Genomic DNA, 15813 nt, shown 5'->3' with positions numbered 1-15813 from the left:
GGCGCGGGACGACCCGGTCAGAACGGGTAGGCGGGCAGATCGCCGCGCACGGTGACCCACTGGGTCTCGGTGAACGCCTCGACGTTGGCCTGCGCGCCGCCGTGCCGCGCCCCGGTGCCCGACGCGCCGACCCCGCCGAACGGGGCGACCGCCTCGTCGTTCACGGTCTGGTCGTTGACGTGCACCAGCCCGGCCGGGATCTGTTCGGCCAGGTCCAGGCCGGCCTGCAGGTCCCGGGTCAGGATGCCCAGCGACAGCCCGTACTCGGTGTCGCGGGCCAGGGTGGTCAGCTCGTCCAGCGAGGAGAACGGCGTCACCGGGGCGACCGGGCCGAAGATCTCCTCCCGGTACGCCGGCGCGTCGATCCGGACGTCGCCCAGCACCGTGGGGCGGTAGAACAGGTCCTGGTAGGTGCCGCCGGTGCGGATCGTCGCCCCGCCGGTCACGCTGGCCGTCACCAGGCCGTGCACCCGGTCGCGCTGCCGGGCGTCGATCAGCGGGCCGAGCGCGACGTCGCCGGTGGACGGGTCGCCGACCGGCAGCCGACCGGCCTTCTCGGCGAGGATCGCGGTGTACTCCTCCGCGATGTCGCGGTGCACCAGGTGGCGGGACGTGGCCATGCAGACCTGGCCGGAGTGCTGGAACGAGCCCCAGGCGCCCACCGAGGCGGCCGCGGCCACGTCGACGTCGGGCAGGACGATCAGCGCCGAGTTGCCGCCCAGCTCCAGGTGCGCCCGCTTGAGGTGGCGGCCGGCCAGCGCGCCGACCTCGCGGCCGGCCTCGGTGGAGCCGGTGAACGCGATGATCCGTACCCCGGGCTCGGTCACCAGCGCCGCGCCGACCTCCGCGTCGCCCGGCAGCACCTGCAGCACGCCGGGCGGCAGCCCGGCCTCCTCGAAGATCCGCGCGAACAGCACCCCGCCGGCCACCGCGGTCCGCGGATCGGGTTTCAGGACGACCGCGTTGCCCAGCGCCAGCGCCGGTGCGACGGCGCGGATCGCCAGGATCGTCGGCACGTTGAACGGCGCGATCACGCCGACCACCCCGGCCGGCACGCGGCGGGCGAAGGACAGCCGGGGCAGGCCGCTGCGGAGCATCTCCCCGTACGGCCGGCTCGGCAGTGCGGACGCCTCGTAGCACTCCTGGGCGCTGGTGTGCACCTGGAAGTCGCCGAACGGCGCGATCGCACCGGACTCCCGGGACAGCCACCCCTTGATCTCCGCGGCGTGTGCCAGCAGCAGGTCGCCGGCCCGGCGCAGCACGGTGGCGCGCTGCTCGAACGGTGCCGCGGCCCAGGCACGCTGGGCCCGCGCGCCGCGCTCGGCGGCCGCGGCGACGTCGGCCGGTGCGGCCCGGCCGGCGGTTCCCAGGGTGGCGCCGGTGGCCGGTTCCCGTACCGGGTATGTGCCCCCGCCGCCGCCGGTCCACGACCCGGTCCAGATCCTGCCCTGCCAGGCGTCGTCGTCGAGCAGTGCCATCGCGTCGCCCTCCTCTCCGCGCCGTTGCGTACCGGGGACGTTAGGCAGGTTGATCACGTTCGGCGAGGGCCGGCTTCCGCTGACCGGAAGGCACCGGTCAGGCCGGGTCGAGCACGCCGCCCAGCGGGGACGGCAGGCGGGTGGTGAAGTCGAGGAGGCCGACCCAGGCGGGCCGCACCACGATCCGGGCCTGGGTGGTGCCGGGCCGGTCCATCTGGGCGATCATCTCCGCGGCGGCGTCGCCGAGGTAGCGGTGGGCCGCGGCGACGTACTCCGGTGCGAGCCCCCGGACGTCCTCGACCCGGGCGTGACCGCGGATGGTCAGGACGGCCGGTGGGGTGGTCTCGGTGTCGACGGTGAGGGCGACGGCCGGGTTGCGCCGCAATGCCGCCACCCGGGCGGCCGGGTGCCGGATGTGCGGTCCGCCGGTGTAGGTGGCCATCACGATCTCCGAGCCGGTCCAGTGGAACCAGGTGGCGACGATCCGCGGGGTGCCGTCCGGCCAGACGAAGGCCAGCCGGGCCGGGATGCGCGACTGCAGCAGGTCCCGCGCGGCGGGGGAGTCCAGCAGGCGGATGTCGCCCTGGGGGAGAGCGGCCATGGTTGTCCTCCTCGGGCAGGTCTCGTGAAGAGACCGTAGCAGGGTGAGTTCCTTGAGGGAACCCACCGCGGGTACGCTGGGCGCATGCAACGCACCAACTTCGCGGACATGGCGTGCTCGATCGCTCGCACCCTGGACGTCATCGGGGAGCCGTGGTCGCCGCTGATCCTGCGCGACGTCTGGGTCGGCATCCGGCGCTTCGACGAGATCCAGGCCGACCTGGGCATCTCCCGCAAGGTGCTCACCGAGCGGCTGAAATGGCTGGCCGAGGCCGGTGTCCTGGCCCGCCGGGAGTACTCCCGGCGCCCGCCGCGCAGCGAGTACGTCCTCACCGCCCGCGGGGCCGAACTGTGCGACCTGCTGGTCGTCATGGCCGGGTGGGGCGACCGGTGGCGGTCCGGCGCCGCCGGGCCCCCGGCGCTGCACCGGCACCGTACCTGCGGCGAGATCAGCCACGCCGAGCTGCGCTGCGCGCACTGCGGCGCACCGATGACCGCCGGCACCATCGACGTGCTGCCCGGCCCCGGCGCCGCTCCGTCAGGCGGGTAGCCGGACCGTCACGGTGGTGCCCCGGCCCTCGGCCGAGTCGAAGTCGATCACGCCGCCGTGGTTGGCCACGATCGTCTGGACGATGGCCAGTCCCAGGCCGGTGCCGGGGATGACCCGGCTGACCGCGTTGCCGGCCCGGAAGAACCGGGTGAACAGGTGCGCCTTGTCCGAGTCCGGCACCCCGATCCCGGTGTCCGCGACCGTGAGCACCAGGTGGTCACCGTCGCGGACGGCCGTCACCGTCACGTGCCCCTCGGCCGGAGTGAACTTGACCGCGTTGGAGAGCAGGTTCATCACCAGCCGGTCGATCTGGTCGGCGTCGACCTCGGCCCGCAGGCCACCGCCGATCCGGCTCTCCACCGCCACGCCGGTCCGCTTCGCCGTCGGCCCGATGGCGGCCACCGCGGACTGCACCAGGTCGGCGACGTCCGTCGACTGCCGCTCGGTGGGCAGCCGGCCGGCCTCCACCCGGGACAAGGTCAACATGTCGTCGATCAGCGCCTGCAACCGCTTGCCGTTGCGCTCGACCACCTCGAGCATCTGTTCCTGCTTGTCGTTGACCGCGCCGACGTCGCCGTCGCGCAGCGACTCCACGAAACCGGTGATGCTGGCCAGCGGCGTACGCAGCTCGTGCGAGACGGTCCACATGAACTCGGTCTTCGTCTCGTCCAGCAGCTGCAACCGCTCCACCAGCTCCTGTTCCCGCTCGTAGAGCTGGGCCTGGAGCAGGCCACGGCCGAGACCGCCGAGGACCGACTCGGCCGCCTCGATCTCCGGACCGTGCCACGGCCCGGCCGCCGAGTCGCGGGCGAGGACGGCCACCCCGGAGAGCCGCGGGCCGGCGTCGAACGGGATCACCACGACCGGTCCCGCGCCGAGGGCGAGCAGCGTGGTGACCTGGTCGGTGGGCAGCGGCGCGGGACCCGCCGTCCGGAGGTCGCCGGCCGACCAGCGCTCGGCCGGCGGGTCCGGCCAGCCCTCGTGCACCTCCGCCGGCGCCGGGCGGGGCCAGGCCACGGCGGCCGGGTCCGCGCCCGCCCCGTCGCACCGGATCAGCACGTAGTCCGCCGCCAGCATGCCGGCCAGGCCGCGGGCGGCCTCGTCCAGCGCCGATTCGACGGTCAGGTGGCGCCGGATCCGGACCCCGGTCCGCCGGGCCGCGGCGTTGAGGCGGGCCGACTCGGCCTCCGCCATCTTCGCCCGGGCCAGCTTGCCGGCGAGCGTGTTGACCGCCCGGGCGACCTCGCGGACCGCCGGCGTACCCGAGGTCACCGCGGCGCGCGCCCCGACCTCGCCGGCGCTCAGCCGGTCGATCACGGCCGCCACCAGGCGCAGCGGGCGGTCCACCCGCCGTCCGGCCCGCACGGCCAGCGCGACCGCCACCACGGCCACCGCCGTCACCGGGCCGGCCGGCCGCCACCGCGCCCGGGCGGCCGGCGCCGGGTCGAACCGGCCCGTCCGGAGACTCACCACACGAGGGCCGCTCTGCCCTCAGCGACCACCTCGCTGGTCACCGCGAAGCCCTTCGTCCGAAATGCCCCTTCGCCGACGTCTGCACCATATCGGCCACGCCGTACCGGCACCGGGCGATTCCGGATTGTCGCCGGGCGCACCGCGCGGAGCGATGCATCGCCGCCCCCCAGGCAGGCGGAGATCGGCACAACGTCGAACACCAGCACGTCATCGGCGCGGCGGTGCGCCGGGCCGGCCACCACGCCTACCTGGCCGCCGACCGGGACCGCGGCCCGGGCGCCGTCATCCGCTGCGCCCGCCCGCGCCGGGCCCCGCCGTCTCGTCGTGGCGGCGGGCCAGGAAGGCCCGCTCGGCCTCGTTGTCCGCCAGGTCCAGCGCGCGGCGGTAGCAGGCCGCCGCCTCCCGGTCCCGGCCCAGCCGGCGCAACAGCTCCGCCCGCACCGCCGGCAGATAGTGGTACGCGGCCAGCTCACCGCCGCGCTCCAGCTCATCGAGGCCGGCCAGCGCGACGTCCGGGCCGTGCACCATGGCCACCGCCACCACCCGGTTCAGCGCCACCACCGGCGACGGCCACGCCCGGCGCAGCTCGTCGTACAGCTCGAGCACCTGCGGCCAGTCGGTGTCGGCGTACGTCGGCGCGGTGGCGTGCAGCGCGGCGATCGCGGCCTGCAGCGCGTACCGGCCGGGCCGTCCGCCGCGCATCGCCGCGACGACGTGCCGGTGTGCCGCGGCGATCGCCGGCCGGTCCCACCGGGACCGGTCCTGTTCCTCCAGCAGCAGCAGCCGCCCGGCCGGGTCGGTACGGGTGGCCCGCCGGGCGTGGTTCACCATGAGCAGCGCCAGCAGGCCGTGCACCTCCCGCTCGCCGGGCATCAGGTCGAGCAGCACGGTGGCCAGATCCACCGCACGCCGGGCCAGGTCCGTCCGGGTCAGCGAGGGCCCGGACGGTGCCGTGTGCCCGGCGGTGAACAGCAGGTGGAGGACGGCGAGCACGGCGTCCAGCCGCTCCGGCAGGTCCGCCCGCTCCGGCACCCCGAACGGGATGTGCGCGGCGGCGATCTTCTTCTTGGCCCGGGTGATCCGGGCCAGCATGGTGGTCTCCGGGACCAGGAACACCGCCGCGATGTCGCCGGCGCCGAGGCCGCACACCAGCCGCAGGGTGAGCGCCACCCGGGCCGGTTCGGACAGCGCCGGGTGGCAGCACATGAAGATCAGCCGCAGCCGGTCGTCGGGGACCGCGTGCTCGTCCGGGTACCCCATCTCCACCGCCTCCGCCTCGGCCAGCAACGGCAACCGGGTGCGCAGCGCCGCCGCCCGCCGCACCGCGTCGAGCGCGTTGCGGCGGGCCACGACGGTCAGCCAGGCGCCGGGATTCGCCGGTACGCCGGACCGGGTCCAGGCGCCGAGCGCCGTGACGTACGCGTCCTGAACGCACTCCTCGGCGATGTCCAGGTGGCGCGCCACGCGCACCGTCGCGGCGAGCACGGCGGCCCACTCCCGGCGGTGCGCGTCGGCCACGGCCCGGCGGACGCCGGGCGGTTCCGCACCGGTCACATCTCGAGCAGGGGCCGGATCTCCACGCCGCCCTCCATGATCGGGAGCAGCCGGCCGACGGCGATCGCCTGGTCCAGGTCGCGCGCCTCGATCACGAAGATGCCCGCGAACGCCTCCTTCGCCTCGATGAACGGCCCGTCGGTGACCACCCCGCCGGTGCGGATCGTGGTGGCCGTGCTGGCCGGAGCCAGCGCCTGCTCGCTGACGATCCGGGCGCCCATCTCGGCGATCTTCGCGGGCGCCGCCAGGTTGGCCGCCATCACGTCGGCGGGGATGTCGGCGACGGGGATTTCCTTCTCGTAGATCAGGACCGCGTACTGGGGCATGGCCTGGATCCTCTCAGTCTCAGCCGGTGTGCTGTCATCTGCCCGACGAACGGGCCGGGCCCGATTCAACATCCGGCCGGAAAGATGTTCGCCCGGATCAGGGGGTACCGAGCCACCGCACGTCCGGCGTGTCGTCCACCCGGACCGCCCCGGCCACCCGGATCATCTCGGCCTCGGTCACTCCGGACGCCGTCAGGGTCAGCCGGCGGCCGCCGCCCAGGTCCACGATCAGCACGGCCTGCCCGTCCTTCTCCGCGGACCACCGCGCCGGGTGGCCGGCGACCGTGACCGGCCGCCCGTCCGCCGGTGCCGGGGCCGGCGCGGACGTCGCGTACGTCACCGACAGGAACGTGACCTGGGCGCGCTCCTTGCCACCCCGGCTCGGGCCGGCGGCCGGCAGCTCCGAGCCGCTGATCAGGACGCTCCACGACCGCGGCGAGGCCCCGGCAATCTCGGCCGTCTCCACCGCGATGGCGTCCGGCAGCACGCCCAGCCGCACCGGCACCGAGAACGTACCCGGTTCCGGCCGGACCGACCGGGCGATCGCCACCATCTCCGGCCGGGACAGCCCGAGGCCGTGCTCGCTCAGCGTCAGGACGGTGGCGTCGTCGTACCGCCATGCCAGGTACGACTTCGAGTCCGCGCCGTGGTGCACGCCCTCCCGGCCGCCGACGTCGACCGGCGTGCCGTCCGCGGTGGACAGGGGTTCGCCGGTGCGACGTACGCCCAGTTCCAGGCGGGCCCGCCGGTCCAGCGGATCGGCGTCCGCCGCGGCCGTCCAGGTCCGGTGCAGGCCGGGTTCCGTGCCCTCCGGCAGCACCAGGAGCCGGCCGCGCTCGGCGAGACCGGCCGGCAGCCGGGTGGGGTGGAATCCCAGCGCCACCGGGGCGAACTCGACCGCGGCCGGCGCCGGTGGCGGACCGGCCGGCGGGTCGGCGGCGGGGGTACGGAACGCCACCATCGGCACGGTGAGCGTGACCACCGTCGCCGCCGCGGCCGCCGCGGCGACCAGCAGTCCGGTGCGGCGTACCCGGGCGCGGCGGGCCACGCCGGTGGCCAGGGCCGCGCGGATCGGTTCGGGGTCCGGCGCCCGGTCCGCCATGTGCAGCTGGGCCTCCCGGACGAGCTCTTCCACTTCGGTGTTCACAACGACTCCTCGACCAGCGTCTTCGTGGGGGACAGGGCGGTGCGCAGGTTCGCCAGGGCCCGGGACAGGGTGGTGCGGACGGTGACCGCGCGGCAGCCGAGCACCTCGGCGATCTGCTCGTGGCTGAGGTCCTCGTAGAACCGCAGCGCGATCACCGCGCGCTGCCGGGGCGGCAGCGCCGCGATCAGGCGGGCCACCGCGTCGCGCCGGACCACCTCGCCGCCGTGGTCGGGTGCCGGCGGGGCGATCCGGTCGAGCGACTCCCGGGGCAACGGCACGAGCCGGGCGACGCGGCGCCGCCAGGACAGGAACTCATTGACGATCATGCGTTTGACGTACTGTTCGGGTGCGTCCAGGCGGCCGATGCGCGGCCACCTGGCCTGCGCCCGGATCAGGACGTTCTGGGTGATGTCCTGGGCCAGGTCGGGATCCCAGGTCACCACCGTGGCGTACCGCACCAGCGCACCGAGCCGGGCGGCGGTGAACTCCTCGAATGTCACGTCGGTCGGACCTCTCGCGGTGTGTCGGGCCGGACCCACCTCAAACGCCGGCGGGATGGCGAAACGTTGCTCCGCGGGCCGGCCCGATCTATCGCAGCAGGTCGTCGATGTCGGCGAGCGCCTGCAGGGTCTCCAGGAACCGCGGGACGGCGTCGCGTCCGGGGTCCGCCCAGTCGGTCCAGCCGGCGTGCCGCAGCCGGCCGGCCAAGGCGGCTTCGGCCCGGGTGGCCGCCAGGTGCGTGTGCCAATTCCGCGCGGCCGGCGAACGAATGCCGCACCACCGGAGACAGACGATCTGACCGAACTGACTGTTCCAAGGAGTGCAGATGTCTGGTTCCACCTCGCCCCGGGTCCGCCGTACCGCCGGCCCCGCCGTCGTCCTGATGCTGGCCGCGGCCGCCGCCGGAGCGTTCACCGGCCCGGCCGCGGCCGGCCGGGCACGGGCACCCACCACCACACAGGTCAGCGTCCCCGGCGCCGGAGCGCCCGGGACCGGGTTCAGTTTCGAGAACGCGGTCAGCGCCGACGGCCGGTACGTGGCGTTCGGCTCGACCGTAGCCACGCTGGTGCCCGGCGACACCAACGACGAGGGTGACGTGTTCCTGCGCGACCTGCGGGCCGGCACCACCGAACGGATCAGCGTCTCCGGCACCGGAGCGCAGGGCGACGGCAACAGCTTCCATCCGGCGGTCAGCGCCGACGGCCGGTACGTCGCCTTCGCCTCGCTGGCGCGGACCCTGGTGGACGGGGAGCCCGGCGACGGCCGGGCGAACGTGTTCGTCCGGGACCGGCGGACCGGCACCACCACGAAGGTCACCCGCGCCGCGACCGGTGGGGCCACCGACGGCGGCAGCACCGACACGGCGATCAGCGGCGACGGCCGGTACGTCGCGTTCGGCTCCGACGCGACGAACCTGGTGGCCGGCGACACCAACGGCGTCCGGGACGTGTTCCGCCACGACCGGCGGACCGGCGCCACGGTCCGGGTCAGCGTGGCCGGCGACGGCGTGCAGGGCGACGACGCCAGCCTCGACCCGGAGATCAGCGACGACGGCCGCCACGTCACCTACTACTCGACGGCGACGAACCTGACGCCCGGCGACACCAACGAGGTGCCCGACGTCTTCGTCCGTGACCTGCGCGCCGGCGCCACCACGCTGGTCAGCGTGCCCGCGGTGAGCGGCGGAACGAGCGGCTGGGGTGCCTTCACGCCGGACATCAGCGCCGACGGCCGGCGCGTCGCCTTCATGTCGACCGGCAACAACCTGGTGGCCGGCGACACCAACAACAACTCGGATATCTTCGTCCGCGACCTGCGCGCCGGCACCACCACGCTGGTCAGCGTGTCGGGCGGCGGTCAGCAGGTCGCCGCCGGCGCCGAGACCCCGGCGATCAGCGCCGACGGCCGGCACGTCGTCTTCATCAGCGCCGACGGCGCCCTCGTCCCCGGCGACACCAATCAGGTCGGCGACGTCTTCCGCCGCGACCTGCGCGCCGGCACGACCGCCCGGGTGAGCGTGTCCAGCACCGGCACGCAGGCGGACGACGGGAGCCAGAGCCCGACGCTGAACGCGGACGGCACCCGGGTCGCGTTCGCCTCGCTCGCCACGAACCTCGTCGCCGGCGACCGCAACGGCCAGATCGACGTGTTCGTCCACATCCGGCGCTGACGCACACCGCCGCCGGTCCGCAGTCCCGCCGGTGCGGGGCTCCGGACCGGCGGCGGTGGCCGGTGTCGTCGGGCGGCGCACCGCGGTGCCGTAGGCTTTCCGGGTCGGGCACTCACCGTGTCCGCGACACCGAGGGTGGAGGGGAACCGATGCACACCGACCCACACCCGATGACGGGCGGCACGGACGCGATCCGGATGCCGACATGATCGACCTGAACCGTTTCGTCCGCGCGCAGGACGGCGTCTACCAGCAGGCCCTGGCGGAACTGGCCGCCGGGGAGAAGCGCTCACACTGGATGTGGTTCGTCTTTCCGCAGGTGGACGGGCTGGGCCGGAGCCCGCACGCCCGGCGCTACGCGGTCGACTCGCTCGACGAGGCCCGGGCCTATCTGGCCCATCCGGTGCTCGGCCCGCGCCTGACGGAGGCGGCCGAGGCCGTGCTCGCCGTGCCGGACCGGTCCGCCGCGGAGATCTTCGGCCATCCGGACGATCTGAAGTTGCGGTCCTCGATGACGTTGTTCGCCCGCGCCGCCGACGATCCGGCGGTGTTCGAGGCGGTGCTGAGCCGCTTCTACGACGGCCCCGACCAGCGCACGCTGGATCTGCTCGAGGCCGGCGGGAAGCGCGCCTGACGGTTCGCGGCGCCGCCGCCGGTGCGTCACGATGGCCCCATGGCGGACGTGATCGTGCTCGGCGGCGGCATCATCGGGCTGACCTCGGCGGTACGCCTGGCCGAGGCCGGCGCCGACGTGACCGTGTGGGCGCCGGACGACCCGCGGGACACCGTGTCCTCGATCGCCGCGGCGGTCTGGTACCCGACCCACACCGACTACGCGCCGCGGCTGCTGACCTGGGCCGGCCGCACCTACGACGAGTTCACCCGTCAGGCCGCGGCCGGCGTACCCGGCGTCCTGCTCCGCGCCACCCGCAACCTGGAGCGCGAGGCGTCCGGCGCGGTGCCGTGGTGGGCGTCCGCGGCGCGGGACGTGACGATCGGCCCGGCCGCCCCGCCGTACGCCCGCACGGTCCGCTTCACCGCGCCCCTGGTCGAGATGAACGTCTACCTGCCGTGGCTGCGCTCCCGGGTGACCGTGCGGCGGCGGGCGGTCACCGATCTCGCCGAGGCTCTCGCGGAGGCGCCGGTGGTGGTCAACGCCACCGGGCTGGCCGCCGGGCGGCTGGCCGGCGACCCGGACGTGTTCCCGGCCCGCGGGCAGATCGTGCTGGTCGCCAACCCGGGGCTGACCGAGTCGGTGCGGGCCGGCGGAGACCCCGGCTCGTACGTGCATCCGCGCAGCTCCGACGTGGTGCTGGGCGGGACGTTCGAGGTGGGCCGGTGGGACACCGGGCCGGACCCGGCGACCCGGGCGACGATCCTGCGACGCTGCACGGCGCTGGTACCGGCGCTGGCCGGCGCGCCGGTGCTGGGCGAGCGGGTGGGCCTGCGGCCGTGCCGCACCGGCGGCCCCCGGGTCGAGCGCGACGGCGCGGTGGTGCACGCGTACGGCCACGGCGGCGCCGGGATGACGCTTGCCTGGGGGTGCGCCGACGAGGTCACCGCCCTGGTCACCGGCGGGGTAACGTCGGGCCGGTGAGCTGGTCGTCGTACCTGTCGTATGTGGTGTTCGCGGCCGTGCTGGTCCTCGTACCGGGCGCCGACTTCACCGTGATCGTGAAGAACACGCTGGCCGGCGGCGCGGCCCGGGGCCGGTGGAGCGCGGTCGGCGTCGGCGCGTCGAACGCGCTGCAGGGCGTGGCCGCCGTGGCCGGCCTGGGTGCGGTCGTGGTGCGGATCCAGCCGCTGTTCCAGGCGATCAAGTGGGCCGGGATCGCCTACCTGGTCTATCTGGCGGCGCAGTCGTTGCGGTCGGCCTGGCGCGGCCGGTACACGCCGTTCGGTGGTGACCCGGCGGACGCCGGGCGGCGGGGCCTGCGGGAGGGCTTCCTGTCCAACATCACCAACCCCAAGGTGCTGGTGTTCTACCTGGCCGTGCTGCCGCAGTTCATCGGGCCGCGGACGCCGTGGGCGGTGCTGCTCGCGCTGGCGTTGACCCACGCGCTGCTGTCGCTGGGATACCTGCTGCTGGTGGTGGCCGGGCTGCACCGGGTGCGCCGGGTGCTGGACCGCCGCCCGGTGCGCCGCGCCCTGGACGCGCTCACCGGCACCGTGCTGCTCGCCTTCGGTGCCCGCCTCGCCACCGAGCGGGCCTGAAACCGCAGGTCCGGACCGGCAGGGGTTCATGTCGCGTTCACATGTTGTCGGGCTGTGAATCATCGGCGGCTCCTAGCGTCGGGCCAGCAACCTGACTGCAAGGAGCACTTCCTGATGAGTGACCGACCTCGCCTGCTTCCGCTGCTCGGCCCGACCGGCCACGGCGGACGCGACGCGATGACCTGCCTTTACCGCTGCGGCAACGCCTGCGACCACCCGGTGCCGAACACGTCCACGAACGACTACCTCGGCGACGTGGTGAACCGCGAGATGTCGCGGCGCGGCGTCGTCCGCGCCGGTGCCGTGGGTGCGCTGGTGCTCGGTTTCGCCGGTGCCGCGGGGGCGGTCCCGGCGACGGCCGGTGCCGCCGGAGTGCCCGCGGCCGCGCCGCGGTCGCTCCCCGCCCGGCGGGCCGGCGTCCTGTCCTTCAAGGCCATCCCGCCGAACAAGCTGGACAACCTGATCGTCCCGAACGGCTACGACTCGGCCGTGGTGATGCGCTGGGGCGACCCGGTGCTGCCCGGCGCGCCCCGGCTCGACGTGGCGAAGCAGACCGCCGCCCGCCAGTCCCGGCAGTTCGGCTACAACAACGACTTCGTGGGCGTGCTCCCGCTCGGTGGTTCGGGCCGGCGGGCGCTGCTCGTGGTCAACCACGAGTACACCAACGAGGAGCTGATGTTCCCCGGCTTCACCACCCTGGACGCGATGACGGTCGCCCAGATCGAGGTCGCGCTGGCCGCGCACGGCATGTCCGTGGTGGAGCTGGAACGGGTCGGCGACACCGGCCGGTGGCGCCCGTCGGACGCCGCGCGCCTGCCGTACAACCGGCGGATCACGGCGCTGGCGACGCGGTTCGAGTTCACCGGCGCGGCCGCCGGGTCGGCCTGGCTGAGGACCGCGGACGACCCCAGGGGCCGGACCGCCGTCGGTACGCTGAACAACTGCGCCGGCGGCGTGACCCCATGGGGCACCGTGCTGTCCGGCGAGGAGAACGTCAACCAGTACTTCGTCGGCGGCGACGGCGCGCCCGAGGACCTGAAGCCCAAGCTGGCCCGGTACGGCATCACCACCACCGCGCGGTACCCGAGCGGCTCGCGCAAGTGGGAGCGGGCGCAGGAGCGGTTCGACCTGGCGAAACACCCGAACGAGGCGCACCGGTTCGGCTGGATCGTCGAGCTGGACCCGTACGACCCGCAGTCGAAGCCGCGCAAGCACACCGCGCTGGGCCGGTTCAAGCACGAGGGCGCCAACGTCATCGTGGCGAAGAACGGCAAGGTGGTGGCGTACCTGGGCGACGACGAGCGGTTCGACTACCTGTACAAGTTCGTGTCCGACAAGAAGTTCCAGCCGGGCGACTCGGCGGCGGCGCGGCGGCACAACCTGACCCTGCTGGAGTCCGGCACGTTGTACGTCGCGAAGCTCACCGGCGACAGCCCGGCCGGGCAGATCGGCGGCGGCGGCACGCTGCCCGCGGACGGCGCGTTCGGCGGCAGCGGCGTCTGGATCAGGCTGGTGCAGGGCACCCGCTCGTTCGTGCCCGGGATGACCGCCGCCGAGGTGCTCACGTTCACCCGGCTGGCCGGCGACGCGGTGCAGGCGACCAAGATGGACCGCCCGGAGGACGTGGAGGCCAGCCCGCGCACCGGCAAGGTGTACGCGGCGATGACCAACAACACCAACCGCGGCGTCGGCGGCAACCCGGGTGTCGACGAGGCCAACCCGCGCAACGCCAACAAGCACGGGCACATCCTGGAACTGGTCGAGGCCCGCGGCGACAACACCGCGGAGGCGTTCACCTGGTCGCTGCCGATCGTCTGCGGCGACCCGGCCGACGCCACGACCTACTTCTCCGGGTACGACAAGTCCGCGGTGTCGCCGATCTCCTGCCCGGACAACCTGGCGTTCGACAGCGCCGGCAACCTGTGGATCTCCACCGACGGCAACGCGCTGGGCGGCAACGACGGCCTGTTCGCCACCCCGGTCGAGGGTCCGGACTCCGGGCACCTGCGGCAGTTCCTCACGGTCCCGACCGGCGCGGAGACGTGCGGGCCGTTCCTCACCTCCGACGACCGCTCGGTGTTCGTCGCGGTGCAGCATCCCGGCGAACTCACCGGCGCCACCCTGGAGAAGCCCGCGTCGACCTGGCCGGACGGCGACTTCGCCAAGCCGGCCGTGGTGGTCACCTGGCGCCTGGACGGCGGCCCGGTCGGCAGCTGACAGACCGGCGGGAGGAGCTTAACGTCGGTTCATGACAGACCGACCGCTCCTCCCGCTGCTCCGGCCCACCGGCCACGGCGGACGCGACTCGATGACCTGCCGCTACCGGTGCGGCAACGCGTGCGGCCACCCCGTACCCAACACCTCCGGCAACCCGGGTCTCGGCGACGTGGTGGCCGCCGGCCTCACCCGCCGCGGCCTGATCCGCGCCGGCGCCGCCGGTGCCCTGGTCCTGACCGTCGGCGCGCCCGCCGGCCCGGCCGCGGCCGGGCCCGCCACCACCACCGGCGGGCGGCCCGGCGCGCTCACCTTCACCCCCGTCCCGCCGAACCGGGCCGACCGGGTGACCGTCCCGCCCGGGTACGACTCCGCCGTGGTGATCCGCTGGGGTGACCCGATCCTGCCCGGCGCGCAGCCGCTGGACGTGCACCACCAGACCGCCCGCCGCCAGCTCGGCCAGTACGGCTACAACAACGACTTCCTCGCGCTGCTGCCGCTGGGCCGCGACCGGGGCCTGCTGGTGTCCAACCACGAGTACACCAACGAGGAGCTGATGTTCCCCGGCTTCACCACGCTGGAGGCGCTGACCGTCGGGCAGATCGAGGTGGCGATGGCCGCGCACGGCATGTCCGTGGTGGAGCTGGAACGGGCCGGCGACACCGGGCGGTGGCGGCCGGTGCGGTGCGGACGGCGGCCGTACAACCGGCGCCTGAGCATGCTGGCCACACCGTTCCGGCTGGACGGCCCGGCCGCCGGGTCACCGCTGCTGCGCACCGCCGCCGACCCGCACGGCCGGGTCGCGATCGGCACGCTGAACAACTGCGCGGGCGGCGTGACCCCGTGGGGCACCGTGCTGTCCGGCGAGGAGAACGTCAACCAGTACTTCGTCGGCGGCGACCAGGCGCCCGCCGGGCTGCACCCGAGCCTCGCCCGGTACGGCTTCGCCACCACCGCGCGGTACCCGGAGGACTCCCGCCGCTGGGAACGCGCCCAGGAACGGTTCGACCTGGCGAAGCACCCGCACGAGGCGCACCGGTTCGGCTGGATCGTCGAACTGGACCCGTACGACCCGCGCGCCACGCCGCGCAAGCACACCGCGCTGGGCCGGTTGAAGCACGAGGGCGCCAACGTGGTCGTCGCCCGCAGCGGGCACGTGGTCGCCTACATGGGCGACGACGAGCGCTTCGAGTATCTGTACAAGTTCGTCTCCGACCGGACGTACCGGCCGCACGACCGGCGGCACAACCTGCGCCTGCTGGAGTCCGGCACGCTGTACGTCGCGAAGCTCACCGGGGACAGCCCGGCCGGGCAGATCGACGGCACCGGCACGCTGCCCGCCGACGGCGCGTTCGGCGGCACCGGCACCTGGATCAGGCTGGTCCGGGGCACCCGCTCGTCCGTGCCTGGGATGACCGCCGCCGAGGTGCTCACGTTCACCCGGCTGGCCGGCGACGCGGTCGGCGCGACCACCATGGACCGCCCCGAGGACGTCCAGCCCAGCCCGGTCACCGGCAAGGTCTACGCCGCCCTGACCAAGAACGAGGACCGCGGCCTCGACACGTTCCCGGGGGCGGACGAGGCCAACCCGCGCAACGCCAACAAGCACGGCCACATCCTGGAACTCGTCGAGGACGGCGGCGACCACACCGGCGAGACGTTCACCTGGTCGCTGCCGATCGTGTGCGGCGACCCGGCCGACCCGTCCACCTGGTTCGCCGGGTATGACAGGTCCGCGGTGTCGCCGATCTCCTGCCCGGACAACGTCGCGTTCGACGCCGCCGGCCACCTGTGGATCTCCACCGACGGCAACGCGCTGGGCAGCAACGACGGCCTGTTCGCCACCCCGATGGAGGGGCCGGAACGCGGTCATCTCCGGCAGTTCCTCACGGTGCCGCCGGGCGCGGAGACGTGCGGGCCGCTGATCACCGCCGACCACCGCTCGGTGTTCGTCGCCGTGCAGCACCCCGGCGAGGTCGACGGCGCCACCTGGGACAACCCGGCGTCGACCTGGCCGGACGGCGACTTTCCCCGGCCGGCCGTGGTGGTCGCCTGGCGCCCGGACGGCGGCCCGATCGGGCGCTGAC

14 protein-coding genes are annotated in these 15813 nt (G+C 74.4%); 7 read left to right on the top strand and 7 right to left on the bottom strand.

Features of this window, described 5'->3' with window-relative positions:
• Positions 1-17: 17 nt before the first annotated feature.
• Together LDL48_RS19500 and LDL48_RS19495 are read right to left on the bottom strand one after the other, a co-directional pair.
• The gene (locus LDL48_RS19500; protein ID WP_225256590.1) at positions 18-1478 is read right to left on the bottom strand and encodes an aldehyde dehydrogenase family protein; all 1461 of its coding nucleotides are present in this window, start codon (positions 1476-1478) and stop codon (positions 18-20) included.
• Between the two features lie 97 nt (positions 1479-1575).
• Positions 1576-2079, bottom strand: a complete 504-nt coding sequence (locus LDL48_RS19495; protein WP_225256589.1) for a pyridoxamine 5'-phosphate oxidase family protein — start codon at positions 2077-2079, stop codon at positions 1576-1578.
• 84 nt (positions 2080-2163) lie between these two features.
• Here LDL48_RS19495 and LDL48_RS19490 point away from each other — a divergent pair, with 84 nt between their 5' ends.
• Complete coding sequence (locus LDL48_RS19490) at positions 2164-2628, top strand: winged helix-turn-helix transcriptional regulator (protein ID WP_225256588.1); 465 nt, start codon at positions 2164-2166, stop codon at positions 2626-2628.
• Here LDL48_RS19490 and LDL48_RS44545 read toward each other — a convergent pair.
• The 5 genes from LDL48_RS44545 to LDL48_RS19465 form a co-directional block, all read right to left on the bottom strand.
• Positions 2617-4098, bottom strand: coding sequence for a sensor histidine kinase (locus LDL48_RS44545; RefSeq protein ID WP_225256587.1), 1482 nt, complete (start codon positions 4096-4098; stop codon positions 2617-2619). The two genes, LDL48_RS19490 and LDL48_RS44545, sit on opposite strands and share 12 nt — an antisense overlap.
• A 285-nt stretch (positions 4099-4383) precedes the next feature.
• A complete protein-coding gene (locus tag LDL48_RS19480) occupies positions 4384-5586 on the bottom strand; it encodes an RNA polymerase sigma factor (protein ID WP_225256666.1) in 1203 nt (400 codons plus the stop codon).
• 65 nt (positions 5587-5651) lie between these two features.
• The gene (locus tag LDL48_RS19475) at positions 5652-5981 is read right to left on the bottom strand and encodes a YciI family protein (protein WP_225256586.1); all 330 of its coding nucleotides are present in this window, start codon (positions 5979-5981) and stop codon (positions 5652-5654) included.
• Between the two features lie 97 nt (positions 5982-6078).
• Positions 6079-7128, bottom strand: coding sequence for a hypothetical protein (locus tag LDL48_RS19470; protein WP_225256585.1), 1050 nt, complete (start codon positions 7126-7128; stop codon positions 6079-6081).
• Positions 7125-7628 carry a SigE family RNA polymerase sigma factor gene (locus LDL48_RS19465; protein WP_225256584.1) on the bottom strand — a complete coding sequence of 168 codons (504 nt, stop codon included), beginning with the start codon at positions 7626-7628 and terminating at the stop codon, positions 7125-7127. Before LDL48_RS19465 ends, LDL48_RS19470 begins: the two co-directional genes overlap by 4 nt.
• Before the next feature lie 326 nt (positions 7629-7954).
• On the opposite strand from LDL48_RS19465, the gene LDL48_RS19460 reads away from it, so the two are divergent.
• The 6 genes from LDL48_RS19460 (at position 7955) to LDL48_RS19435 (ending at position 15812) form a co-directional block, all read left to right on the top strand.
• Positions 7955-9298 (top strand): TolB family protein, encoded by a 1344-nt coding sequence (locus tag LDL48_RS19460; protein ID WP_225256583.1) that lies wholly within the window; start codon positions 7955-7957, stop codon positions 9296-9298.
• A gap of 205 nt (positions 9299-9503) precedes the next feature.
• On the top strand, positions 9504-9932 hold the full coding sequence (locus LDL48_RS19455) for a DUF1810 domain-containing protein (protein WP_225256582.1): 429 nt from the start codon (positions 9504-9506) through the stop codon (positions 9930-9932).
• Positions 9933-9971: 39 nt separating this feature from the next.
• Positions 9972-10895, top strand: a complete 924-nt coding sequence (locus tag LDL48_RS19450; protein WP_225256581.1) for an FAD-dependent oxidoreductase — start codon at positions 9972-9974, stop codon at positions 10893-10895.
• Positions 10892-11512, top strand: coding sequence for a LysE family translocator (locus LDL48_RS19445; protein ID WP_225256580.1), 621 nt, complete (start codon positions 10892-10894; stop codon positions 11510-11512). The genes LDL48_RS19450 and LDL48_RS19445 overlap by 4 nt, the downstream gene beginning before the upstream one ends.
• A gap of 114 nt (positions 11513-11626) precedes the next feature.
• The gene (locus LDL48_RS19440) at positions 11627-13729 is read left to right on the top strand and encodes a PhoX family protein (protein ID WP_225256579.1); all 2103 of its coding nucleotides are present in this window, start codon (positions 11627-11629) and stop codon (positions 13727-13729) included.
• Between the two features lie 31 nt (positions 13730-13760).
• On the top strand, positions 13761-15812 hold the full coding sequence (locus tag LDL48_RS19435; RefSeq protein ID WP_225256578.1) for a PhoX family protein: 2052 nt from the start codon (positions 13761-13763) through the stop codon (positions 15810-15812).
• Position 15813: the final 1 nt, after the last annotated feature.

It is taken from the genome of Jidongwangia harbinensis (assembly GCF_020216025.1).
GTDB lineage: Bacteria > Actinomycetota > Actinomycetes > Mycobacteriales > Micromonosporaceae > Actinoplanes > Actinoplanes harbinensis.
The sequence above is the reverse complement of the archived record's forward strand: the minus strand, read 5'-3'. Positions and strand labels throughout refer to the sequence as shown.